This window comes from Halobaculum sp. P14 (assembly GCF_051195155.1).
Taxonomy (GTDB): domain Archaea; phylum Halobacteriota; class Halobacteria; order Halobacteriales; family Haloferacaceae; genus JBNTKA01.
In genome coordinates this window covers 1-22136 of record NZ_JBNTKB010000005.1, presented here as the reverse complement: position 1 = coordinate 22136, position 22136 = coordinate 1, and the positions used below count along the sequence as shown (strand labels likewise).

Genomic DNA, 22136 nt, shown 5'->3' with positions numbered 1-22136 from the left:
CCAGTGAAATCGAAACGCCGACTTACAGCTCCGCCTCGAAGTCCTCGAGGGCGTAGCCGGGTTCGGCGCCGCGCCGGTCGAGCGTCTCGTTGGCGAGCAGCCAGTAGACGACCGACAGCGCGCGGCGACCCTTGTTGTTCGTCGGGATGACGAGGTCGACGTTGCTGAGCTGGTTGTTCGAGTCGCACATCGCGATGACCGGGATGCCGACCGTGATGGCCTCCTTGACGGCCTGCGCGTCACCGATCGGGTCGGTGACGACGACGACGTCCGGCTCGATGTAGCCGGCGTACTTCGGGTTCGTCAGCGTCCCCGGGATGAAGCGGCCGGTGCGGGCGCGGGCGCCGATGGCGTCCGCGAACTTCTCGGCCGGGAAGCGGCCGTACTGCCGCGAGGAGGTGACGAGCACCTGCTCGGGGTCGTAGCCGGCGAGGAAGTCCGCCGCGGTCCGGATGCGGCTGTCCGTCCGGCTCACGTCGAGCACGTACAGGCCGTCGTCGCGGACGCGGTGGATGAACCGCTCCATGTCCTTCGTCTTCTGCTGGGTCCCGATGTGGACGCCGGCGGACAGGTAGTCCTCGACCGGGATGAGGAGGTCGGCCTCCTCGTCCGGCATGACGTCCTCGTCGAAGCGCGGACCGCTCTCTTCGGCTTCCTCGTCGGCCTCGGCGTCGGTCTCCGCGACCTCCTCCTCGGCGTCGGCGGGCTGTTCCTCTGTCGTATCGGGCGCCTCCTCGGCCTCGGTCTCGGTCTCCGCGACCTCCTCCTCGGCGTCGGGCGCCTCGTCTGCGTCGTTTTCTGATTCGCTCATACGGCTTCCTCCGCGATGCGGATGAGTTCGTTCAGCTTGGCGGTGCGCTCGCCGCCCACGGTCCCCGTCTTGATGAACGAGGCGTCCGTGGCGACGGCGAGGTGTGCGATGGTCGTGTCCTCCGTCTCGCCCGACCGGTGGGAGACGACCGCGTCCATCCCGTTCCGGTGGGCGAGTTCCACGGCGTCGAACGCCTCCGTCAGCGTCCCGATCTGGTTCGGCTTGATGAGGATGCTGTTGGCGGCGCCGACGTCGATGCCGCGCTCCAGCCGGTCGACGTTCGTGACGAACAGGTCGTCGCCGCAGACGAGCGTCCGGTCGCCGACCCGCTCGGTGAGGTCGGCGAAGCCGTCGTAGTCGTCCTCGTCGAGCGGGTCCTCGACGTACGCCAGGTCGTACTCGTCGACCAGCCCGGCGACGTACTCCACCTGCTCGGCCGGGCTGCGCTCCTCGTCGCCGTAGCGGTAGACGCCGGCGTCGGCGTCGTACAGCTCCGCGGCGGCGACGTCGAGCCCGAACGTGATGTCGAACCCGACCTCGTCTTCGACGCGCTCGGTCGCCTCCGCGACGATCTCGAACGCCTCGGCGTCGGAGACGGCGGGCGCCCACGCGCCCTCGTCGCCTTTCGCGGCGGCGACGCCGCGCTCGTCGAGGACGTCCCCGACGGCGCCGTGCACCTTCGCGTTCGCGAAGACGGCCTCCGAGACGGACGGCGCGCCGACCGGCGCGGCGAGGAACTCCTGGATGTGCGTCGCCTCCTTGGCGTGCTCCCCGCCGCCGACGACGTTTCCGAGCGGCGTCGGGAACGACGTGCCGGCGTCGCGGAACGAGCCGCCGAGGTGCTGGAACAGCGGCGCGCCCAGCACGTCGGCGCCCGCCTTCGCGGCCGCCATCGAGATGGCGACGGCGCTGTTCGCGCCGATTTCGGAGAAGTCGTCGGTGCCGTCGGCGGCGCGCAGCGCGGCGTCGACGTCGCGCTGATTGCCGGTGTGCACCTCGCCTTCGAGCCGCGGCACGGCGTGCTGCCGCGCGGCCGCGATGGCTTCACGCGGCGGCAGTTCGATGGCCTCGTACTCGCCGGTGGACGCCCCCGAGGGGGCCGCGGCGCGGCCGAAGCCGCCGGACTCCGTCAGCACGTCGGCTTCGACGGTCGCGTTGCCGCGGGAGTCCAGGACGCGTCGCAGCGACACCGAGGCGACGAGCGTCATTTTCCCTCCCGCCGGACGGTGAACGGCAGCACGCCGGCGTCGTACTCCTCGGCCGCGATGAGGATGGGCTCGGACTGGTCGGTGTCGATGAGCACCGGCGCGCCGTACGCGAGCTGCAGCGCTCGTGCGCCGAGGATGCGGGCCTTCTCGTACCGGTTGTACTGGGTGTTCGTGCTCATTATTGGTACGGCGAGACGACGTCGACCAGGTCGGTGTGGCTCACCATCATGCGCCGGCAGCAGTGCCGGTCCACGCCGAGTTCGTCGAGGACCGCTGCGGGGTCCTCGTCGCCCTCCTTGGCGCGCGCTTTGAACTCCTCCCAGTGTTCACCGATGACGTTACCGCACGTGAAACACCGGACGGGAATCATCATGGTCGAACCACCTCAGCGGTACGACTTCTGGTAGCGGGCACGAGCGCCGGGGCCGCCCCACTTCTTCGGTTCGCTCTGCCGTGAGTCGTTCACGAGCAGCGAGCGGTCGAACTCCATGAAGGCGTCGCGGAGCTCAGCGTCGTTGAGGTGCTGCACCAGCCCGCGGGCGATGGCCGTCCGGGCGGCGTCAGCCTGCCCGGAGAAGCCGCCGCCGGTGACGTCGACGTCGATGTCGACGTTCGAGCGGAGGTCCTCGCCGGCGATGCGGAACGGCTCCAGCATCTTCAGGCGAGCCTGCTCCGGCTCGGTCAGTTCGACGGGCTTGGAGTCGATGCGAACGCGGCCCTCGCCCTCGCGCACGGTGGCGCGGGCGACGGCCGTCTTCTTCTTGCCGGACGTGTTGGTTACCATGTGACGTTAGCCCCCAGGTCCTCGGAGATCGAGCCGAGGGAGGTGAACTTGATGTTCGACAGCCGGTCCAGCGAGGTGCCGTCGAGGACGTCGCCGTCCTCGTCGTACGGGTTGCCGACGTAGACGCGGACGTTCTCGAACGCCTCGCGGCCGCGCGGCTTCTTGTACGGCAGCATGCCCCGGATGGACCGCTTGAAGATGCGGTCCGGACGCTTCGGGTAGTACGGGCCGCGGTCGGAGCCGAGCTCCGCTCGCGTCCGGAACTTCTCGACCGTGGTGTCCTCGTTGCCGGTGATGACCGCGTGTTCGGCGTTCACCACGGCGACGCGCTCGCCGTCGAGCGCGCGCTGAGCGACCTTCGACGCGACGCGACCGACGATGCAGTCGCGGGCGTCGACGACGACGTCGGCTTCGAACTCTGCGAGGCTCATCGGATCACCCGGACGTTCGTCCCTTCGGGGTTGTTCGACAGCAGTTCTTCGAGCGCCACGGCGTCGCCCGCCTGGTCGATCTTCGTCTCGGCGGTGCCGGAGAAGTCGACGGCGGCGACGGTGACGTCTTTGCGGAGCACGCCCGAGCCGAGCACCTTGCCCGGCACGACGACGGTCTCGTCCTCGTTCGCGTACCGCTCGATGCGGCCGAGGTTGACCTCCGCGTGCGTGCGCCGCGGCTTTTCGAGCCGGTCGGCGACGTCCTGCCAGACGTTGGCATCGGACTGCCGCGCGACCGACTTCAGTTCGGCGATGAGGTTCTGAAGTCTCGGATTAGTCTTGCTACTACTCATAGTGAGCCCTCCGTAGTGGAGTGAGCCGTGACTCCGAGTCGGAGCCACGAAAGAACGGAGTGGAGTGCAGGGAGCAGGATTTGAACCTGCGGACCTCTACAGGACAGCGCCCTGAACGCTGCGCCGTTGGCCTGACTTGGCTATCCCTGCTCGCACTCCGTCGTACCGCGCCCCCGGTTAAACGGCTTTCGATACTCCACCGGGGCGACGGCGTGCGGTCTCGGCGACCGGCGCCGTCGCTCGCGGTGAAGGCGAGCGCCGTGTGAGCGGAGGCAGCGGACATTGGTGGTTATACTGCGACTTTCTCTGCCAGTTCGTCCGCGCGGTCGCGAAGCGACGCGACGGCGCGGAGCGTCAGCTCGTCGACGGGCATGGAGCCGTCGGATTCGATGTGGAAGACGAACGCGCCGGGGACGTCCGACACCTCCAGCTCCTTGCCGGGGTACCGGTTCGTCAGGTCGGCGCCGAACTCGTCGGTGTGGACGAGCTCGCCGTCTTCGGTCTCGATGACGCCGCGGAGGATGTTCGGTTCCTCCTCGTCGAATTCGTCCTTGTCGCCGACGACGTTCACGCGCTGGAGGTGCCGGTATCCGACGGCCACGCCTCCCTGCTGTTTCGCGTGTTCCTTCCCGGTGTCGAGGACGGCGTCGGCCTCGAACTCGAGGCGCTGGCCCTCCTTCAGCTCGATAATCGGGATGTTTTCGTCGGCCGGCTGGACGAGGTCGTCGGACGTCTCGAGGTCGCCGGAGTACGCCGTCGCCGGGCCCTCGACGTCGAGGGCGAGCGTGACGGTGTCGCCGATCTCGTAGTCGTCCAGCGGCGTCGTCAGCGGAACGAGTCCCAGGCGGAGCCCGACCATCTCGTCGAACATCACCGACGAGTTCTCGACGAACCGAACGGTGTCGATCGACAGGGTGGGCACTTCCGAGAGCACCGCTCGGCGCAGCCCGTTCGCGACCGCGGGCGTCAGCCCCCGGACGAGCAGGCGCGCGGAGCGGTCGTCCCGCGTGATGACCTCCACGTCGAAGTCGTCGTCAGCCATGGATTACAGGCGGTTCTTCTTCGGTGCTCGCGTCCCGTCGTGCGGGATGGGGGTGACGTCCTCGATGCGACCGATTTCGAGGCCGGCGCGAGCCAGCGCACGAATCGTCGCCTGCGCGCCCGGCCCGGGGGACTTCTGTGCGTTCCCGCCGGGGCCGCGGACGCGGACGTGGACGCCTTCGACGCCCTGTGCGAGCACCTCTTCGGCGACCTGTTCTGCCATCTGCATCGCGGCGTACGGCGACGCTTCGTCGCGGTTCTGCTTCACGACCGCACCGCCGGACGACTTCGCGATGGTCTCCGCGCCGGTCGCGTCGGTGACGGTGATGAGCGTGTTGTTGAACGATGCGAAGACGTTGGCGATGGCCCAGTGGCTCTCGCCTTCCGGTGTGTTCTCTGATTCGCTCATTTACTGACCCTCCGCGCGTTCGGGGTGAAGTTCGTCCGCGAGCGGGGACTGCTCGTCGAACGAGACGAGGTCCTCCTCCGCGGTCGGCACCTGGTAGGACGGCCGCGTGACGCGGGCGTCGCCGACGACCACGTGGCCGTGGACGATGAACTGCCGCGCCTGCTTCGGCGTGTTGCCGACGCCCTTGCGGTACGCGACGGTCTGCAGGCGGCGTTCGAGCACGTCGGTGACGTCGAGCGACAGCACTTCCGTGATGTCGTCGTGGTCGCCGAGGATGCCGTACTTGCGGAGCCGCGCGACGAACTCGGAGCCGGCCTCGCCGGCCGCCTCGACGTCGCCCTGCGCCTCGCCGATGAGGCTGCGGGCTTCGCGTCGGTAGTCGCGCAGTTCCGACTGCGCGCGCCACAGCTCCTCCTTGTTGGAGAGGCCGTAGCGGCCGAGCAGGTCGGACTCCTCGGCGATGCGTTCACCCTGGTACGGGTGGTTCGGCGTCTCGTACAGTTTGGTCGAGTTCCCGGTCGTCATTCGCCTTCACCTTCGGCTTCTTCAGCCATCTCCTCGCGGATCTCCTCGACGTTGACGCCGATGGTGCCTTCGGTGCGGCCGGTGGACTTCGTCCGCTGGCCGCGGACCTTCTGGCCGCGCTGGTGGCGGATCCCCTTGTAGGAGTTAATCATCTTCATGCGGTTGATGTCGTGGCGACGTTTCTCGTTGAGGTCGGAGCCCACCTTGTGGGCCGTCTCCCCGGTGAAGAAGTCCTTCTGCCGGTTGACCATCCACTCGGGAATGTGGTCTTCGAGGTTCTCCACGACGTCTACGACGGCGTCGATGGCGTCGTCGTCGAGGCGGCCGATCGTGGCTGTTCGGTCCACGTCGGCTGCCTCGGCGACCAGCCGTGCCGTGCGCTGGCCGATACCTTTCATGTCGGTGAGGCTGCGCTCGACGGTCTTGGTCCCGTCAAGGTCCGTCTGACCGATTCGGACGAAGTACTGAAGGTCCTCGTCGTCTTCGGGCGCGTCCTCTGGTTCTTCTGCGCTCATATTGTTGGTGTGCTGGTCAGCGTTGCGGCGGGGATTCGAACCCCGGAGGCTTGCGCCACTGAGTTAGCAACCCAGCGCCTTGGGCCAGGCTTGGCTACCGCAACCTGCATTCGTATGGTCGCCCTTCCGGACTCGGGACCCGACGCCCCTACAGTGACTACACCCGGACTAACTCGGCATCGGTACTTAAACGTCACGAAGTGCGGGAACCGCCGGAGGCGCCGTGTGGCGCGGTAGCACGGCGAATCCCGTCCGTCTCGCTCCCCACCCGCAAGCAGTGGGTCGGCCGGTTCAGCGGCGAGGCGCTAAAATCGCGGAAGCAACGCGGCATCGACGCGGCAGCACCGCGGCAGCGACCCGCAGGACCGCAGAAGGACCGCAACAGCGACGCGACAGCGACGCACCAGCACCGCAGCAGCGACGCGACGGTTACGCGTCCGAGTCCGGCCACCGCTCGATGTACACCGTCTCGTCCGTGTAGAACCGAATCGCGTCGTCGCCCTGCGCGTGCAGGTCGCCGAAGAAGCTGTCGTCGCGTCCGCCGAAGTGGAAGAACGCCATCGGCGCCGCGGTGCCGACGTTGACGCCGAGGTTGCCGGCGGAGACGTCGAGGCGGAACTGCCGCGCCTCGCCGCCGTCGCTGGTGAACAGCGACGCCGCGTTCCCGAACCGCGACCGGTTCACGGTCGCGACGGCGTCGTCGAAGTCGTCGGCGCGGACGAGCGCGAGCACCGGCCCGAAAATCTCGTCGCGGGCGACGGTGTCGTCCGGGTCGACGTCGCCGAACAGGGTCGGCCCGAGGTAGTTCCCCTCCGCGGGCACGTCCCGCTCCCTGCCGTCGAGTAGCAGCGTTCCGCCCTCCTCGACGCCCGTCTCGATATACTCCAGGACGGACTCGCGGTGCGGCCCGGAGATGAGCGGCCCCATCTCGGTGCCGTCGTCGAGGCCCGCACCGACCGTCATCTCCTCGGCGGCCGCGACGAGGCCGTCGGCGAACTCGTCGTAGACGTCGTCCTCCACCACCGCGACCGGGTTCGCGAGGCAGCGCTGCCCGGCGTTCGCGAACGCGGACGACAGCGTCTTCTCGACGGCGTAGTCGACGTCGGCGGTCGCGGAGACGACGATGTGGTTCTTCGCGCCGCCCTGTGCCTGCACGCGCTTGCCCGCGCCCGCCGCGGTCTCGTAGACGTGCTGTGCCACCGGCGTCGACCCGACGAACGACACCGCCTCCACGTCGTCGTGGGTGATGAGGTGGTTCACGGAGTCGACGCCGCCGTGGACGACGTTGACGACGCCGTCGGGGAAGCCAGCCTCCTCGACCAGTTCGGCGATGCGGACCGCCGTGAACGGGTCGCGTTCGCTCGGCTTCAGGATGAACGTGTTGCCGGTGGCGACGGCGTACGGCAGGAACCACAGCGGAATCATCGCCGGGAAGTTGAACGGCGTCACCGCGACGACCGGCCCGAGCGGCTGACGCACCGCCGTCTCGTCGATGTCGGGCGCCGCGTGCGGCAGGTGGCCCGCCTGCATCATCGTCGGCGCGCCGCAGGCCACCTCGACGTTCTCGATGCCGCGCCGAATCTCGCCCATCGCCTCCCGCTTCGTCTTCCCGTGTTCGGTCACCAGCGTCTCCGCCAGTGACTCCTGGTTCTCCTCCAGCAGCGACTTCAGCCGGAACAGCGGCTGGATGCGCTGTTCGACCGCGGTCGACCGCCACTCCTGGAACGCCGCGTGGGCCGCCGCGACCGTCTCGTCGAGCGCCGCCGCGGACGAGAACGGGACGGTGCCGACGCGTTCGTTCGTCGCCGGGTTCAACACCTCTTGGTGGTCGTCGCCGCCGGGCGCGCGCCACTCGCCGTCGACGTAGTTCCGCACGGTCTCGTCGACCGGGATAGAATCCATGAACAATGGTGAGGGTAACCCCAAAAAGAACTACCGGCGCCGAGTACGGTTCGCGCACAGCCGCGGCGGACGGTCGTCCACGAGGCCGAACTGGGTCGCCTCCGCGGTCGCCCTGTCGCCTCGGATTCAACGCCGCTCGTTCGACTCTGCACCGCCGCTCGGCGTCGTCCGAGTGCCGTCGGGCCGCTCAGGGGTGCGCGTAGTAGACGACTGTTTCGTCCGCGGCGCCGGTGTCCGCCTCCGCGTCGCCGTCGGCATCGGCGTCGGCGTCCGCGGCGGTGTCGCGGTCGTACCGGACGAAGCCGACGCGCTCGAACTGGACGAGGTCGTCAGGTTCGTAGTCGGCGAAGCCGGGTTCGGCGTAGCCGAGGACGTCGCCGTGGACCGTCCGCATCCGGACGGGGACGTTGTCGTCGGCGGGCACCCAGTGGACCACCGGGACGTCCTCTTCGCGGACCATCTCGATGTCGGTGCCGACCCAGCGGAGCGTGCCGTCGTCGTTGCGGAGACAGCCGTAGCCTTTCAGCCACACGCGGTCGCCGTGAGCGGGGACGTCGCCGGCCTCCAGCAGGACGGCGTCGCCGACGGGGATGTCGCGGTCGCCGCGCTCCTCGTGGTTCGGGTGGACCGGCGGGTGGCCGGCGTCGGGCCGGTCGTCGCCGGCGACGGCGAGCCGCTGCGCCGGGCCGTCGGGGGCGCGCTCAACCTCGCCGGCCACGTCGCCGCCGGGCGCGGAGACGTCGGTGTCGCGGACCAGGAAGCTCCGGTCCGTCTCCTCGTCGACGAGGTCGCGGTTGTTCGCGTACACGCTCGACATCGCGAGGTCGACGTCGCTTGTGGACAGCCCGAGTTCGACCATCGCGTCGACGATTGCCTGGCCGCGGATGCCGCGGCGCCGCACGGATTTCAGCGTCGGCGCGCGCGGGTCGTCCCAGCCGGTGAGGTCGCCGGCGTCGATTCGCTCCTTGATGGTCGAGGTGCTCAGTTTGACGTCGTACTCGTCGACCTGGACGTGCCCCCAGTGGAGCACCTCGGGGTACTCCCAGCCGAAGTAGTCGTAGACGAACCGCTGGCGCTTCGCGGAGTCCTGGAGGTCGATGCCGCGGATGATGTGGGTGACGCCCGTCAGGTGGTCGTCGACGCCGGACTGGAAGTCGAGCATCGGCCACGCGCGGTAGTCGGCGGCCTCCTCCCGCGGATGCGGCGTGTCGACGACGCGGAACGCCACGAAGTCGCGCAGCGCCGGGTTCTTGTGGGTGATGTCGGTGCGGACGCGAAGCACCATCTCGCCGGCGTCGTACTCGCCGTCGACCATCTCCTCGAACTCGGCGCGGACCGTCTCGGCGTCCTTGTCCCGGTGCGGGCACGGCTCGCCGTCGGCCTTCAGTTCGCGGAACTGCTCGGCGGGGCACGAGCAGGTGTACGCGCCGCCCTCGTCGATGAGGTCGCGGGCGTAGTCGTAGTACGTCTCGACGCGGTCCGAGGCGCGCAGTACCTCGTCCGGCTCGAAGCCGAGGTAGTCGACGTCGTCGAGGATGGCGTCGTACGCGTCGAGGTCCGGGCGCTTCGTCTCCGGGTCGGTGTCGTCGAACCGGACGATGAAGTGGCCGTCGTACCGCTGCTTGTACGTCCCGATGACCGACGGCATCCGGGCGTGGCCGAGGTGCCACGGCCCGTTCGGATTCGGCGCCGCGCGCATCCGAATCTCGTCGTACTCGTCGGCGTTCGGCAGGTCTGGCAGCGCCCGCTCGTCCGCCTCGTCCTCCGCTTCGAGTTCCTCGACGAGCTCCGGGGCGAGCTCGCTGAGCCGCTCGCGCCGCTCCTGTTCGTCCATGCCGGCGACCTCCTGTACGACGGGCGCGACGACGCCCGGAATCTGGTCTCCGTGTTCGCGGAACTCTGGGTTCTCGCCCATCAGCGGCCCCATGATAGCGCCGACCTCCGGGTCGGAGCCGTGCTTGAGGGCGTTGAACAGCGCCGCCGTCTCCGCCTCGGCGCGGACCCGCTCTCGCAGCTCCTCGTCCATGTCGGTCATTACGGCCGGCTTCGCCGGCGGGGGTGAAAACGGACCCGGATTCGGCGTGCCGGCGCCGGAACGAAAGAGCCGCGGAGGGCGTGAACGGGCACACCCGGGTAGGGGCGTCCGAACGGACGGCTGTGTCGGGCTTAGACGTGTCGACGTTTCACGTGAGTTAAGCGGCCGACGGCGACGGGGCGCGGACGCGTCGGCACGGAACGTTGATGGGGCGGCGCGGCGTGCCCCGACGCATGACGACGTACTTCGAAGACGTCGCCGTCGGCGACACCTTCGAGCACGGCGACTACGAGGTGACGCGCGAGGAAATCCTGACGTTCGCCGAGCAGTACGACCCGCAGTGGTACCACACCGACCCGGAGCGCGCCGCCGAGGAGTCCCCGTACGGCGGCCTCATCGCGTCCGGGTGGCACACGGCGTCCGTCACGATGCGGCTGCTCGTCGACGGCGTGCTCGACGACGCCGCGGTCGTGGGCGCGAAAGGCGTCGACGAACTCCGGTGGCGCGTCCCGGTCCGCCCCGGCGACGTGCTCCGCATCGAGGTCGAAGTCGAGGAGGCGATTCCCGAGCGCCCCGAACGCGGCGTCGTCAGGCCGCGAATCGAGACGTACAACGGCGACAGCGACTGCGTCTTCTCGATGGTCGGGAACGTGATGTACCGCCGGCGCGACGCCGCGTAGTCACTCCTCGCGGAGGTCGCGCGTCGCCTTCCGGAACACGCCGGTGAGCGTGCTGACCTCCTTGTCCGTCGGGTGTGCGCGGCCGACCAGCCGCCGTATGAGTCGCTCGGTGCGGTCGCGCTTGTGGTCGCGGTGTTCGACCTCGCCGAGGAACGCCGAGAACTGGTCGTACAGCCGCTCGATGGTCGGCTCCGCGGCGCGTTCGCGCTCCGTGTCCGGGAGCTGCGTGTCCGCCAGAAACAGGTCGCGGAGTTCGTACAGCGTCACGGTCGCGGCCTGCCCGAGGTTCAACACCGGGTAGTCCGGGCTGGCCGGGATGGAGACGACTTCGTCGATGCGCGCCAGCTCCTCGTTGTTGAGGCCGCGGCCCTCGCGGCCGAACACGAGCGCCGTGTCGGTGTCGACCGCCGCGAGCGACTCGCGGAGTTCGGCCGGCGTCTTGAATGGGAAGCGGACGTGCCGCCTGGCGTCCTCGCCGGTGATGGCGGTGGTGCCGACGGTGTGGTACCGCTCGACGACCTCGTCGAACGTCACTTCGTCGGCGTTCGGAAGCACGTCCTCGCGGGCGTGGCCGGCGAAGCCGTACGCCTCGCCGCCCTCTTTGATCTCGGGCGGGTCGACCAGCTTCAGGTCAGTGACGCCGAAGTTCTTCATCGCCCGCGCGATGGTGCCGACGTTCCCGGGCGTCTCCGGCTCCACGACGACGACGGCGAACTCGCGGCCGCTCATGTCGGATACTCCCGGTCGAGGTCGAGGTCGAGGTCGGCGTCGTCGAGGTCGGGCGCGGAGCCGTCGGCGTCACCGGCGGCGCCGTCCGCCGAGTCGTCGAAGTCCGGCCGTTCGTCTTCGAGCAGTTCCTGCTCGCGGTCGTAGACGTCCTCCGGGTCCGGCAGGTCCGGCAGGTCGTCCGGCGCCGCTTCGACGTGGTCCATGCCGCCGTAGCCGTCCGGGGCGCGGCCGCCGTCGGCGAACCACTCGTGGAAGGCGTCACGGAACGTCTCCTCGCCGGCGACGTCGCTGCCGCCGCGCTCGCGGAACCAGTAGAGGAAGTCAGCCTCGTGGTCGTCACACAGCAGCACCTCGTCGAGCGGCTCGCCGTACACGATTTTCGCTTCGCGGCAGCGCTGTTTGTCCGCCTCCCCGTGAATCAGGTAGCAGGCGTCACACGGCTTCCCGATGACGACCTGCAGCCGGAGGAGCCGGTGCCGCGGGTCGTGCGGCACCTCCTCCAGCGGCCGCCAGTCGCCGTCGTCCGTGAACAGGTCGTCCTCGTCGAAGCGCCAGCCCCGCAGGCCGATGCTCACCTTACCCATTTGTCGGCCGTTGCGGGTGCGCGGTGATAAACGGCGCGTTCACGCCGCCCGGCTTCGGACGGCCGTCCGTCCGGCCGCTCCCCGCTGCCGGCTCGCGTGGACCGCAACACCGAAGCACGACGAACCCGACCGCGGAGCCATGCGAACAGTGGACGCCGCCGGACTGCCGATCGGCGACGAACACCCGCCCCGAATCATGGGGGTGCTGAACGTCTCGAAGGAGTCGCCGTACTCGCCGTCCGTCTTCGACGACCCGGAGGCCGCCGCGGCGTACGTCGACGAGGAACTCATCGGCGAGGGCGCCGACATCGTCGACGTCGGCCTGGAGTCGGCGAACAAGCGGTTCGAGGTGCTGTCGGCCGAGGAGGAACTGGAGCGGCTCGACACCGCGGTCGCGGCGATGGAGGCGTCGTCGGGCGACGCCGTGTTCAGCATCGAGACGCGGTACCACGAGGTCGCCGACGCGGCGCTCTCGCGCGGCTTCGACATGGTGAACGACATCTGCGGGTTCGCGGACCCGGAGATGCCGGCGGTGTGTGCGGCCCACGACGCGGCGGTCGTGAAGATGGCGTCGCCCCCGGACCTCCAACGGCCCGGCGCCGTCGAGGACGTCGACGACATCTACGACGCGCTGGCGCTGAACGGCTTCACCGACAAGACCATCGTCGACCCGGCGTTCGGCGGCTGGTCCGACGAGAAGACGCTGGAGGACGACCGGGAGACGTTCCGTCGCCTCCGGGAGTTCCGCGGCTACGGCCACCCGATTCTGGTGTCCATCAACCGGAAGAACTTCCTCCGGGAGGTCGCCGGACGCGACACGGAGGCAGCGCTGCCGGTGTCGCTGGCGGCGACGTCGATGGCCGTCGAACGCGGCGCGCACGTCGTCCGCACCCACGACGTCGCCGAGACCCGGGACGCCGCGCTCATCGGCAAGGAGTTCGCCCGCGACCGCGTCCGCCGCGACGCCGCCGGCGACGAGGGCGAAGCGGTCTCCGTCGAGGAACTGGACGTGACGACCGCCGGCGAGGCCGCGCGCCACATCGACCGGGTCGGCGGCGACCCCGCGTTGGCCGGGCAGGCGGTGACGCGCACCGTGGAGTTCTCCGGGCTCGACCCGGAGGAAATCGGGGCGCTGCGGGCCGCTGTCGCAGAGTCGTCGGCGTTCATCGTCGGCGACGCGGGGACGGCGCTGGTGGTCGGGACGCCCGCCGGACTCCGGAATATTTCAGCGGCCGCAAGTGGCGTTAGCGACGGTCTCGATGCGGCCTTACGGGCGTTACGGGGTGTGACCGAGTGAGAAAACTTATACCATCCCGGCCGGAAGAGGCGACTGGAAGCCGGAAGGGCCCACGGGTAGGGGTACTCTGGTGCGCTTCCGGCCCAATACCGTATTACTCGGCGGATTCGACCGACCAGCCGCAGCCATGACCGCCCGGAGGCACCGATGAACTTCGCGGAGTGGGAGCCGGTGTACGAGCGGATTCTGTCCGACTTCGGATTCGACCGCGCCGCCGACGAGGCGGTCCGGGACCGCGCCGCCGACTTCGCCGCGCCGTTCGACCTCGACAGGCTCGACTGCGCCGGTCGGAGCGTCGCGGTCTGCGGCGCGGGGCCGTCGCTGGAAGCCGAAGTTTCGGTCGCCCGCGACGCCGACCGAGTGTTCGCCGCGTCCACCGCGACCGACCGGCTCGCGGACGCCGGCGTCGACGTGGACGCGATGGTGACCGACCTCGACAAGAACCCCGAGACCGGCCTGGACCGCACCGCTCGCGGCGACGTCGTCGTCGCGCACGCGCACGGAGACAACCGCGAACTCGTGGAGACGTGGCTGCCCCGGTACGACGCCGACCACGCGCTGGTGACGACGCAGGCCGCGCCGGTCGACGACGTCGTGAACGTCGGCGGATTCACGGACGGCGACCGCGCCGCGTTCCTCGCGGACCACTGCGGCGCCGCCGAACTCCGGTTCGCCGGGTGGGACTTCGACGACTCCGCCGTCTCCGGGTTGAAAGCCCGGAAACTGCGGTGGGCGGAGCGGCTCCTGCGGTGGCTCGAACACCGACGCGACGAACGGTTCCCGGTGCTCGACGGCCGCCGCGACGAAATCGAACGGGTCTGGGCGTAGCGCGGCGGGGGAGAGACGGCCGAGCCGACCCGGAGTTCGGTGCAACGACGCGGCTAAAACATATTTTAGCAGACACTTATTCGGCGGCGGATCCGACGGAGCGTATGGTCGAACCAGCCGATTCGACGACCGAGTTCGGAACGACAATCGTGGGGCTCGTCGCCGACGACGCCGTCGTGCTCGCGTCCGACCGGCGGGCGAGCATGGGCGGCATGGTGTCGAGCAAGCGGGCGCAGAAACTCTTCTCCGTCGCGGACCGCGCGGCGCTGGCGTTCACGGGGTCCGTCGGCGCCGCGCAGGCGCTCGTCCCGGAGCTGGAGCGGGAAGTCCGGCTGTACGAGCTGCGGCGGGACGCGCGAATGTCGGTGGAGGCGCTCGCCGCCCGGACCGCCGGCCTGATGCGCGAACGGCCCATGCACCTCCAGCACATCCTCGGCGGCGTCGACGACGACGGCGCGCACCTGTTCAGTTTCGACGCCGCCGGCGGCGCGCTCGCACAGCCGTTCGCCGCGGACGGCTCCGGCGGCCCGACCGCGTACGGCGTCCTCGAAGCGGGATACGACGACGGACTCGGCCGCGACGACGCGAGGTCGCTCGCCGCCGACGCCGTCGCCGCCGCCTGCGAACGCGACCTCGCCTCCGGAAACGGCCTCGCCGTCACGACCCTCACCGGCGCCGGCGACGTCGCGGTCGACACCTACGACGACCCGGACGCCGTCACCTCCTGACCCGACGCGGCCTCCCGAGTGACGTCGACTACCGTCGGGCCGTCGCCGACCAACAGACGCAGCACTTCTCCATCGCCGTCGCCACTCGCGTCGCCACTCGCGTCGCCGCCCGCGTCGCCGCCCACGTCGCTCTCGCCGCTGTCGCCGCTGTCGTCGACGGCGTCATCGCCGAGACGGATGGAGACGCGGACCGCGGGCGGCGACGTCGACAGCACGGCTTCGCTCCACTCGGGACCGAGGTTCCACAGCGGCCGGTCGCGGACGGACTCGCCGTGCTCGCTGAAGAACGCCGCGACCGCCGGATGCGTGACGACGGCGAGCGACACCGGTGTCCGAATCCCGAACTGGCACTGTGAACAGCGCCCGACCAGCACCGGCCGGCGTTCGTCCCCCGGGAGCGGGTCGGGCTCCGTGAACTCGATGCGGCCGGTGGCGTCGCCGGCGCAGTCCGGGCAGACGCCGTCCGCGAGCAGCCGGAGCCGGCTGCGGTGATAGGAGTCGAACGCGGCGAGCGCCTCGTCGGCGTCGCGGTCGCGGGCGCCGCTCGGCGGGAACGGAAGCGACAGCAGTTCGGTCCCGCAGTCGGTGCAGGCAACGGCGACGTAGTTGTCCGCGACGCGGGCCGCGAGCGCCGCCGCGCCGCACACCGGGCAGTCGTCGTCGACGGGCTCCGGCTCGCGGTCGACGCGGTCGGTGTACGTGCCGGCGTCGAGCGCCCGCGTGACCTCGCGGCCGGCGTACGTCAGGTGGTAGCGCTCGGTCTCTTCGTCCTTCCGGACGTACCGGTCGACGAGCTGGCGGAGGTGGTACGCGAACCCCGCGGACGTGTCCTCGCCGCTCGCCTCGAACAGCTCCGTGAACGTCGGGGGCTCGTCGGCGGCCGCGAGCCGTCGGAGCGTCCGGAGCCGCGTCTCGTTGCCGAGCGCGCCGAAGGCGTCGTCGGCCCCCGCGGCGTCGTCGCTTCCCGGTGGCTCCGCAGGCGGCTCCGAGTCGCCGCCCGTGTCGTTGCCGCTCACGGCGCCAGCGCCGCCATCGTCTCGCGGATGTCCGCGTCCTCGGCGCCGCGCGGGAACGACACGGCGACCGCGTCGACGCCGTCGACGGCCGCGAAGGATTCGAGGCGGTCGCGGGCGGCGTCGGGGGCGCCGGCGGCGACGACGTCGTCGAGCAGGTCGTCCGTGAGCGCCGCGACTGCCGCCTCGCGGTCGCCGTCGGTCCACGAGTCGTGAATCTCGGTGGCGACGTCCTCGTAGCCCTGCCGGGCGAGCGCGTCCCGGTAGAACGTCCCCATGCCGCCGACGTAGAAGGCGACGTGCTGGCGGGCGAGCGACCGGGCGCGCTCGGCGTCTTCGAGCGCGCAGCAGGTGAGCGACAGCGTGACGCGCGCGTCGTCGACGTCGCGGTCGCCGAGGTCGGCGCCGCGCCGGAAGTCGTCGAGGCGGTCGCGGAGGCCGTCGGGCGTCAGCATCAGCGCGTGCCAGCCGTCGCCGAACCGCCCGGCGAGCTCGACCGACTTCGGCCCCATCCCGGCGACGTCGACCGGCGGCGTCGGCTCCGGCGGCCCCTGTCGAAGCCGGAAGCCGCCGAGGTCGAAGTAGTCGCCGTCGTACTCGACGGCCTCCCCGGAGAGCGCTCGCTTCGTCACCTCGACGAACTCGCGGGTGCGGCGGAGCGGCCGGTCGAAGTCGGCGCCGTGCCACCGCTCGACGACCGCGGGGCCGGACGGCCCGACGCCGAGCCGGAACCGGCCGGCGCTTGCCTCCTGTAGCGTCGCGGCGGTCTGCCCGGCGAGCGCCGGCGACCGCGAGAAGACGTTGACGATGGAGGTGCCGAGGCCGATGTCGTCGGTGCGTTCGGCGGCCAGTGCGAGCGTCGTCACGGCGTCCCGACCCCACGTCTCGGGGAGCCACGCGCGGTCGTAGCCGGCCGACTCGGCGGTCACCGCGAGGTCGACCAGGTCGTCGAGCGACGGCTGGGCGGCCACCGGGAGGGAGATGTCGCGAGCGGTCATAGCGGACGGACGTGACGGAGCGGCAAGAATCTACCCCGCGGCGGCTCCGCCCGCGCCGTCCGCCGTGCCGTTCGCCGTGCCGTCCGCCGCGCCAGTACCGTTACGTTCGAGGCGTCCAACCACGGTCACATGCGCCTGTTCTGGCACCGCCGCGACCTCCGCGGCCCGGACAACCGCGGGCTCACGGCGGCCGCCACCGGCCGCGACTACGGAAGCGACGCGGACGACCACGCCGACGCAGACCCCGGAGGCGACGCAGACGGCGAAGTCGATGTGGACCGCGACGGCGACGCGGTGCTGCCGGTGTTCGTCGTCGACGACGACCTGCTGGAGTACGCCGGCGCGCCGCGCGTCCGGTTCATGCTGGACGCGCTGTCGTCGCTCCGCGAGTGGTACCGTGCGCGCGACGCCGACCTGCTCGTGGTTCGCGGCGACCCGGCCGACGAACTCCCGCGCGTCGCCGACGAACACGGGGCCGACGCCGTCTACTGGAACCGCGACTACTCCGGGCTGGCGCGCCGCCGCGACGACGCCGTCCGCGACGCCCTCGACGACGCCGGCGTCGCCCACCGCTGCTTCCACGACGCGGTGCTGCACGAACCGGGGAGCATCACGACGAACGACGGCGACCCGTACGCGGTGTACTCGTACTTCTGGCGGAAGTGGCGCGACCGGCCGAAGGACGGCCCGATTCCGGCGCCGGACGCCGATTCGCTCGCCGCCGTCGACGACGCCGGAGCGGTTCCGTCGACGGACGACCTCGGCTTCTCGGAGCCGGACGCCGACGTGCAAGCCGCGGGAACGGAGGCGGCGCGCGACCGGCTCTCGGCGTTCTGCGCCGACGACATCTACCGGTACGACGACGCCCGCGACTACCCCGCCGAGCGCGCGACGTCCCGGCTGTCCGCCGACCTCAAGTGGGGGACGGTCGGGATTCGCGAGGTGTACGCGGCGACGGCCGACGCGAAAGCCGCGGTCGCCGGAGACGACGCAGATGCCGACGACGCAGACGAAGAAGACGCAGACGGGGACGACACAGATGCGGACGACGCGGACGGAGACGAATCCGGGGACGTCGCCGACGAGCGGGCGGCGGCGGTCGAGGAGTTCCAGTCACAGTTGGCGTGGCGGGAGTTCTACACGCAGGTGCTGTGGGCGAATCCGCGCGTCGTCGCCGAGAACTACCGCGAGTACGAACACGGCATCGAATGGCGCGCGGACGACGAGGCGCTGCAGCGGTGGAAGGACGGCGAGACGGGCTACCCGATCGTCGACGCCGGGATGCGCCAACTCCGCGAGGAGGCGCACGTGCACAACCGCGTCCGGATGGTCGTCGCGTCGTTCCTGACGAAAGACCTCAGGCTTGACTGGCGGCGCGGCTACGCGCACTTCCGCGAACTGCTCGCGGACCACGACGCCGCCAACGACTCCGGCGGCTGGCAGTGGGCCGCCTCCACCGGCACCGACGCCCAGCCGTACTTCCGCATCTTCAACCCCGCCTCGCAGTGTGAACGGTACGACCCGGACGCCGAGTACGTCCGCGAGTACGTCCCGGAGCTCCGCGGCGTCGACGCCGCCGACGTCCACGACTGGCCGACGCTCGACGCCGACGAGCGCGACCGGCTCGCCCCGGACTACCCCGACCCGGTCGTCGACCACAGCGAGGCCCGCGAGGCCGCGCTGGCGATGTTCGAGGCCGCCCGCGGCGACGACGAAGACGAGTAGGCCGCGAAGCCCAGGCCGAAAGTTGATACCGGAGGCCGCCGCAGTCCCGGTTGCCTATGAAGAAGGTCCTCGCGAGCGTCGGAATCGGGAACGCGACGGTGGACACAGTGCTCGAAACGACCTCGGTGTCGCCGGGCGACACCGTGGACGCGCGCATCGAAATCGACGGCGGTGACGCCGAACAGGAGGTCGGCGCGGTCAGGCTCGAACTGGAGACAGAGTTCCTCACGGAGGACGAGGGCTACCGCGACGCCGACCTGCGGACGTACACACTCTCGGAAGGGTTCACCATCGAACCCGGCGAGGAGCGGACTATCGGGACGCAGCTCGACGTCCCGTACGAGACGCCGCTGACCGTCGGCGGCACCGAGGTCTGGGTGGAGACGGAACTCGACATCTCGATGGCGGTCGACCCCGAGGACGTCGACTACCTCGACGTGGAGCCGACGCCGCGGATGGCCGCGACGTTCGACGCCATGGAGAAACTCGGCTTCTCGCTGCACAGCGTCGAGGTGTCCGCCGACCCGTTCGACCGCTACTTCGGCTCGCGGTTCGCCCAGGAGTTCGAGTACGTCCCGGCCAGCGGCGAGTTCGCCGGCGACGTCGACGAAGTGGAGCTGCTGGTGCAGGACGGCGACGACGAACTGGACGTGTTCGTCGAGGTCGACCGGCGCGGCGGCGTGTTCACCGAACTCGCGGAGGCCGACGAGGAGCGCGCCCGGTTCAGCGTCGGCGACGGCGACGCAGACGTCGACGCGCTCGCCGAGCGGCTCCGAGACGAAATCGCCGCGCTCTCCTGACGGCAACGGAAGCGACGCGGCGACGCGGCCCGGAAGCCCCCGAACCGGGCTCCGCGCCGCGACACGACTTTGGCGTCGCGGGCCGTGGGTGAGGCATGGACATCGCCGTGCTGCTGTTCGACGGATTCGACGAACTGGACGCCGTCGCGCCGTTCGAGATCTTCCGGAACGCGGAGGCGTTCGGCGCCCCGTTCGACACGCGGCTCGTGACGCTGGACGGCGCCGACACCGTGACCGCGAGCCACGGGATGCGCGTCGGCGCCGAGGGCGCGCTGTCCGCGCCCGGCGACGTCGACCTGCTTCTCGTCCCGGGCGGCGGCTGGAACAGCGGCCGCGACGTCGGCGTCCGCGCGGAGTACGACCGCGGCGCCATCCCGGACGCCGTCGCGGCGCACCACGACGCCGGCGCCGTCGTCGCGTCCGTCTGCACCGGCGGCATGCTGCTCGCGAAAGCCGGCGTCCTCGACGGCAGGCCGGCGACGACGCACGGGTCGGCGCTCGACGACCTCCGCGCCAGCGACGCCGACGTCCGCGAGGAGCGCGTCGTCGACGACGGCGACGTCCTCACCGCCGGCGGCGTCACCTCCGGGCTCGACCTCGCGCTCCACGTCGTCGCCCGCGAAGCCGGCGCCGACGTCGCTGACCGGGTCGCCGACGAAATCGAGTACGACCGCCGGTTCGAGCCGTACGTCGCGGACTGACGCGACGCAGAGCCCGGGCGGCGAGGCTCAGTCGGCCGTCGCGGCGGCGGCCTCCCGCAGCGCGTCGTAGGCGTCGGCGTTCGCCGCGGCGACGGCGTCGGGGTCGGCGCGCTGCTCGGCGGTCAGCGCCGGAAGCCGGTGGGTGCTCACCGGGTCGACCAGTTCGGTAAGCGGCCCGACGCGCTCCTCCAGTTGGCCCTGCTGGTCGCTTCCGGCGACGGCTTCGCGGGCGACGCCCCAGCGGTCGCCGTCGTAGATGCGCGCCCGCCCCGGGTCCACCACGGCGACGGCGTCGTAGTCGACGTCGCGGAGCGGGTCGGCGATGTCGCTGTACGACTCCACGAGCGCCTCGTCCGCCGCCCGGACCGCCTCGGTCGTCCGCTCCAGCGCCGGGACGTGGAGGTCGCGCATCGCGTCGTTGAACGCGGCAACCGAGTCGACCTCGCGCGCGTCGCCGAGCGGGAGGCTGTCGCGGACGACCGACGGAATCAGGTCCGCCTCCGCCGCCGCGGCGTTCACGACCCACTCGGCGGAGTCGGCTCCGTCCTCGCCACCGCTCCCGGCTCCGACGGACACGCGGTCGACGAGGAACGTCCGCCCCTGCTCGCCGAGCATCCCGGTTCGGCCCGGAGTCGGACGCCAGAGCCGGTGAATCGGGTTCCGCGCCTCCGGAGCGACTACGGGCGCCGCCGCGTCGACGAGCCGGGAGACGTCCTTACCGTACAGTCTGCCGTCGTCGGTGGCGGCGCGGACGTCGTCGTGGTCGAACCAGTAGTCGTTGCCGGCGCGGGGCTTGAACGCGGCGAGCGACTCCTCGGCCGCCGCGAAGCCGACGGCGAACGTGGTTTTCCCGGCGTCGACGCGGTCGCCGCCGGCGACCAGTACCTTCACCGCTCGCCGCCCTCGTCGGCGGCCGACTCGTCGGACTCGGTGGAATCGGCGGATTCGTCTGACTCCGCGGATTCTTCGGCCGACTCTTTCAGCCCGTAAAAGCCCGGTTCCTCGTCGGTCCGGGGCTCCGCGACCACGAGGTCGTCGGCGTTCTGCATCACCCACGGAATCGCCCAGTCGAGGAGGATTTCCTCCGTCCCCTCGTCTATCTCCGCGTCCGGCTCCAGCCCCTGGAGGAGGCGGGCGATTTCGTACACCGTGTACATCGAATCGGCGGACAGCAGTTCGCTCGGCGTGTAGAAGTCACACGGGTGCAGTTCCGGGAACTCGGATTTCGGCGTGGGCATGGCGTCCGCTTCGGGCGGCCGCCGGAAAATAGGGACGGATGCGCCGCCGGCACCGGCGGCGCATCCGAACGACTGCGGCTCACTGCGGCTGCCTCCGGTCGACCGCGGCTACCCGAGGTCGGCCGGCGTTCCGCACTCCGGGCACTCGTACTGCATCCCGTCGTCGCCGGGGAGCGCGGCGAGCGCGTCGTGGCCGCACTCGCGGCACTCCAGCGGTATCCGTATCTCCGTCGAGTCGCGCGGCGCGCCGAGCGCGAACGCGACGACGTCGTCGTCTCCCTCGTTCCGGCCGGTCTGGTACTCGCCGGGCGCGAACCGGACCGCCTCGTTCGGCCCGACCGCGAACTCCTCGTCGGGCGTCTCGAACGTCGCGGTTCCCTCCACGACGACGAACACCTCCTCCTGGTCGAGGTGCGTGTGGAGGCCGCCGGAGAAGCTGTCGCCGGGACTGAGTCGGTAGTAGTTGAGCGCGAGCCCGTCGGTGTCGAGCGGCGCCGTCAGACCCCGGCAGTCGACGTCTCGCCCGCCGGGAACGGACGGTTCGACGTCGTCGATGTCGACGTGTTCCATGCCGGCCGATGTGTCGGCCGCGACCTAAAGCTAGCGCCGGCCACGTCCGTCCGCCGCCGAGCCGCGCGGCTCACGGGTCGGCGCCGTGCGAAAAACTGTGGAAACCGCTCGGGCCTGTCGGCCCGGTCGTCGCTGTCCGGGGGGAAGCCGCCGCGTTACTCGAACAGTTCGACGGCGTGTTCGTAGCGGTCGGCGGGTTCTTCCCAGTCGACGACCTCGAAGAACGCGTCG

At 70.7% G+C, this 22136-nt stretch carries 27 protein-coding genes and 2 tRNA genes; 7 read left to right on the top strand and 22 right to left on the bottom strand.

Going from position 1 to position 22136, the window contains the following annotated elements; all coding sequences use genetic code 11:
* Positions 1 to 22 precede the first annotated feature (22 nt).
* From rpsB to ACQUS7_RS10315, 15 genes are all read right to left on the bottom strand, one after another.
* Entirely contained in the window at positions 23 to 811 is a 789-nt protein-coding gene (rpsB, locus tag ACQUS7_RS10385; RefSeq protein ID WP_435129244.1) for a 30S ribosomal protein S2, read from the bottom strand.
* Positions 808 to 2019, bottom strand: a complete 1212-nt coding sequence (gene eno / locus ACQUS7_RS10380) for a phosphopyruvate hydratase (RefSeq protein WP_435129241.1) — start codon at positions 2017 to 2019, stop codon at positions 808 to 810. Before eno ends, rpsB begins: the two co-directional genes overlap by 4 nt.
* A complete protein-coding gene (locus ACQUS7_RS10375; RefSeq protein ID WP_435129238.1) occupies positions 2016 to 2198 on the bottom strand; it encodes a DNA-directed RNA polymerase subunit K in 183 nt (60 codons plus the stop codon). Before ACQUS7_RS10375 ends, eno begins: the two co-directional genes overlap by 4 nt.
* Positions 2198 to 2392 (bottom strand): DNA-directed RNA polymerase subunit N, encoded by a 195-nt coding sequence (locus ACQUS7_RS10370; RefSeq protein ID WP_222607868.1) that lies wholly within the window; start codon positions 2390 to 2392, stop codon positions 2198 to 2200. Before ACQUS7_RS10370 ends, ACQUS7_RS10375 begins: the two co-directional genes overlap by 1 nt.
* A 12-nt stretch (positions 2393 to 2404) precedes the next feature.
* A complete protein-coding gene (locus ACQUS7_RS10365) occupies positions 2405 to 2803 on the bottom strand; it encodes a 30S ribosomal protein S9 (protein ID WP_435129235.1) in 399 nt (132 codons plus the stop codon).
* On the bottom strand, positions 2797 to 3234 hold the full coding sequence (locus ACQUS7_RS10360; protein ID WP_435129232.1) for a 50S ribosomal protein L13: 438 nt from the start codon (positions 3232 to 3234) through the stop codon (positions 2797 to 2799). Before ACQUS7_RS10360 ends, ACQUS7_RS10365 begins: the two co-directional genes overlap by 7 nt.
* Positions 3231 to 3587 (bottom strand): 50S ribosomal protein L18e, encoded by a 357-nt coding sequence (locus ACQUS7_RS10355; protein ID WP_435129229.1) that lies wholly within the window; start codon positions 3585 to 3587, stop codon positions 3231 to 3233. Before ACQUS7_RS10355 ends, ACQUS7_RS10360 begins: the two co-directional genes overlap by 4 nt.
* A 65-nt stretch (positions 3588 to 3652) precedes the next feature.
* Positions 3653 to 3737: transfer RNA gene (locus ACQUS7_RS10350), tRNA-Leu, on the bottom strand.
* 139 nt (positions 3738 to 3876) lie between these two features.
* On the bottom strand, positions 3877 to 4629 hold the full coding sequence (locus ACQUS7_RS10345) for a DNA-directed RNA polymerase subunit D (RefSeq protein WP_435129226.1): 753 nt from the start codon (positions 4627 to 4629) through the stop codon (positions 3877 to 3879).
* 3 nt (positions 4630 to 4632) lie between these two features.
* On the bottom strand, positions 4633 to 5037 hold the full coding sequence (locus ACQUS7_RS10340) for a 30S ribosomal protein S11 (protein ID WP_435129223.1): 405 nt from the start codon (positions 5035 to 5037) through the stop codon (positions 4633 to 4635).
* Positions 5038 to 5562: a 30S ribosomal protein S4 gene (locus ACQUS7_RS10335; RefSeq protein ID WP_435129220.1), complete on the bottom strand. Its 525-nt coding sequence runs from the start codon at positions 5560 to 5562 to the stop codon at positions 5038 to 5040. It abuts the gene before it with no gap.
* Positions 5559 to 6077: a 30S ribosomal protein S13 gene (locus ACQUS7_RS10330; RefSeq protein WP_435129217.1), complete on the bottom strand. Its 519-nt coding sequence runs from the start codon at positions 6075 to 6077 to the stop codon at positions 5559 to 5561. Before ACQUS7_RS10330 ends, ACQUS7_RS10335 begins: the two co-directional genes overlap by 4 nt.
* A 20-nt stretch (positions 6078 to 6097) precedes the next feature.
* Positions 6098 to 6181: transfer RNA gene (locus ACQUS7_RS10325), tRNA-Ser, on the bottom strand.
* Positions 6182 to 6506: 325 nt separating this feature from the next.
* Positions 6507 to 7979, bottom strand: coding sequence for a CoA-acylating methylmalonate-semialdehyde dehydrogenase (locus ACQUS7_RS10320; RefSeq protein WP_435146823.1), 1473 nt, complete (start codon positions 7977 to 7979; stop codon positions 6507 to 6509).
* Positions 7980 to 8166: 187 nt separating this feature from the next.
* Positions 8167 to 10005: a glutamate--tRNA ligase gene (locus ACQUS7_RS10315; RefSeq protein ID WP_435147162.1), complete on the bottom strand. Its 1839-nt coding sequence runs from the start codon at positions 10003 to 10005 to the stop codon at positions 8167 to 8169.
* A 242-nt stretch (positions 10006 to 10247) separates the two neighbouring features.
* On the opposite strand from ACQUS7_RS10315, the gene ACQUS7_RS10310 reads away from it, so the two are divergent.
* Positions 10248 to 10694, top strand: coding sequence for a MaoC family dehydratase (locus ACQUS7_RS10310; RefSeq protein ID WP_435146821.1), 447 nt, complete (start codon positions 10248 to 10250; stop codon positions 10692 to 10694).
* Here the strand turns inward: ACQUS7_RS10310 and ACQUS7_RS10305 are convergent, their stop codons facing one another.
* Both ACQUS7_RS10305 and ACQUS7_RS10300 read right to left on the bottom strand, forming a co-directional pair.
* Positions 10695 to 11423 (bottom strand): RNA methyltransferase, encoded by a 729-nt coding sequence (locus tag ACQUS7_RS10305; protein WP_435129208.1) that lies wholly within the window; start codon positions 11421 to 11423, stop codon positions 10695 to 10697.
* Positions 11420 to 12007 (bottom strand): hypothetical protein, encoded by a 588-nt coding sequence (locus tag ACQUS7_RS10300; RefSeq protein WP_435129205.1) that lies wholly within the window; start codon positions 12005 to 12007, stop codon positions 11420 to 11422. The genes ACQUS7_RS10305 and ACQUS7_RS10300 overlap by 4 nt, the downstream gene beginning before the upstream one ends.
* Before the next feature lie 139 nt (positions 12008 to 12146).
* On the opposite strand from ACQUS7_RS10300, the gene ACQUS7_RS10295 reads away from it, so the two are divergent.
* The 3 genes from ACQUS7_RS10295 to ACQUS7_RS10285 all read left to right on the top strand — a co-directional run bounded on the left by ACQUS7_RS10295 (position 12147) and on the right by ACQUS7_RS10285 (position 14860).
* The gene (locus ACQUS7_RS10295; RefSeq protein ID WP_435146818.1) at positions 12147 to 13304 is read left to right on the top strand and encodes a dihydropteroate synthase; all 1158 of its coding nucleotides are present in this window, start codon (positions 12147 to 12149) and stop codon (positions 13302 to 13304) included.
* Positions 13305 to 13451: 147 nt separating this feature from the next.
* A complete protein-coding gene (locus ACQUS7_RS10290) occupies positions 13452 to 14132 on the top strand; it encodes a 6-hydroxymethylpterin diphosphokinase MptE-like protein (RefSeq protein WP_435146816.1) in 681 nt (226 codons plus the stop codon).
* Between the two features lie 104 nt (positions 14133 to 14236).
* Positions 14237 to 14860, top strand: a complete 624-nt coding sequence (locus ACQUS7_RS10285) for a proteasome subunit beta (protein ID WP_435146813.1) — start codon at positions 14237 to 14239, stop codon at positions 14858 to 14860.
* Here the strand turns inward: ACQUS7_RS10285 and ACQUS7_RS10280 are convergent.
* Positions 14830 to 15876, bottom strand: a complete 1047-nt coding sequence (locus ACQUS7_RS10280) for a DUF7351 domain-containing protein (RefSeq protein ID WP_435146811.1) — start codon at positions 15874 to 15876, stop codon at positions 14830 to 14832. The genes ACQUS7_RS10285 and ACQUS7_RS10280 overlap by 31 nt on opposite strands.
* On the bottom strand, positions 15873 to 16871 hold the full coding sequence (locus ACQUS7_RS10275; RefSeq protein WP_435129190.1) for a TIGR04024 family LLM class F420-dependent oxidoreductase: 999 nt from the start codon (positions 16869 to 16871) through the stop codon (positions 15873 to 15875). The genes ACQUS7_RS10280 and ACQUS7_RS10275 overlap by 4 nt, the downstream gene beginning before the upstream one ends.
* Before the next feature lie 129 nt (positions 16872 to 17000).
* Here ACQUS7_RS10275 and ACQUS7_RS10270 point away from each other — a divergent pair, with 129 nt between their 5' ends.
* The 3 genes from ACQUS7_RS10270 (at position 17001) to ACQUS7_RS10260 (ending at position 20097) form a co-directional block, all read left to right on the top strand.
* Complete coding sequence (locus tag ACQUS7_RS10270; protein ID WP_435146809.1) at positions 17001 to 18596, top strand: cryptochrome/photolyase family protein; 1596 nt, start codon at positions 17001 to 17003, stop codon at positions 18594 to 18596.
* Between the two features lie 56 nt (positions 18597 to 18652).
* Entirely contained in the window at positions 18653 to 19396 is a 744-nt protein-coding gene (locus ACQUS7_RS10265) for a sporulation protein (protein ID WP_435129185.1), read from the top strand.
* 95 nt (positions 19397 to 19491) lie between these two features.
* On the top strand, positions 19492 to 20097 hold the full coding sequence (locus ACQUS7_RS10260) for a DJ-1/PfpI family protein (protein ID WP_435146807.1): 606 nt from the start codon (positions 19492 to 19494) through the stop codon (positions 20095 to 20097).
* 27 nt (positions 20098 to 20124) lie between these two features.
* Here ACQUS7_RS10260 and ACQUS7_RS10255 read toward each other — a convergent pair whose 3' ends face one another.
* From ACQUS7_RS10255 to ACQUS7_RS10245, 3 genes are all read right to left on the bottom strand, one after another.
* On the bottom strand, positions 20125 to 20988 hold the full coding sequence (locus ACQUS7_RS10255) for an ATPase (RefSeq protein ID WP_435146805.1): 864 nt from the start codon (positions 20986 to 20988) through the stop codon (positions 20125 to 20127).
* Positions 20985 to 21335, bottom strand: a complete 351-nt coding sequence (locus tag ACQUS7_RS10250; protein WP_435146802.1) for a DUF5827 family protein — start codon at positions 21333 to 21335, stop codon at positions 20985 to 20987. Before ACQUS7_RS10250 ends, ACQUS7_RS10255 begins: the two co-directional genes overlap by 4 nt.
* 108 nt (positions 21336 to 21443) lie before the next feature.
* The gene (locus tag ACQUS7_RS10245) at positions 21444 to 21905 is read right to left on the bottom strand and encodes a cupin domain-containing protein (RefSeq protein WP_435146799.1); all 462 of its coding nucleotides are present in this window, start codon (positions 21903 to 21905) and stop codon (positions 21444 to 21446) included.
* Positions 21906 to 22136: the final 231 nt, after the last annotated feature.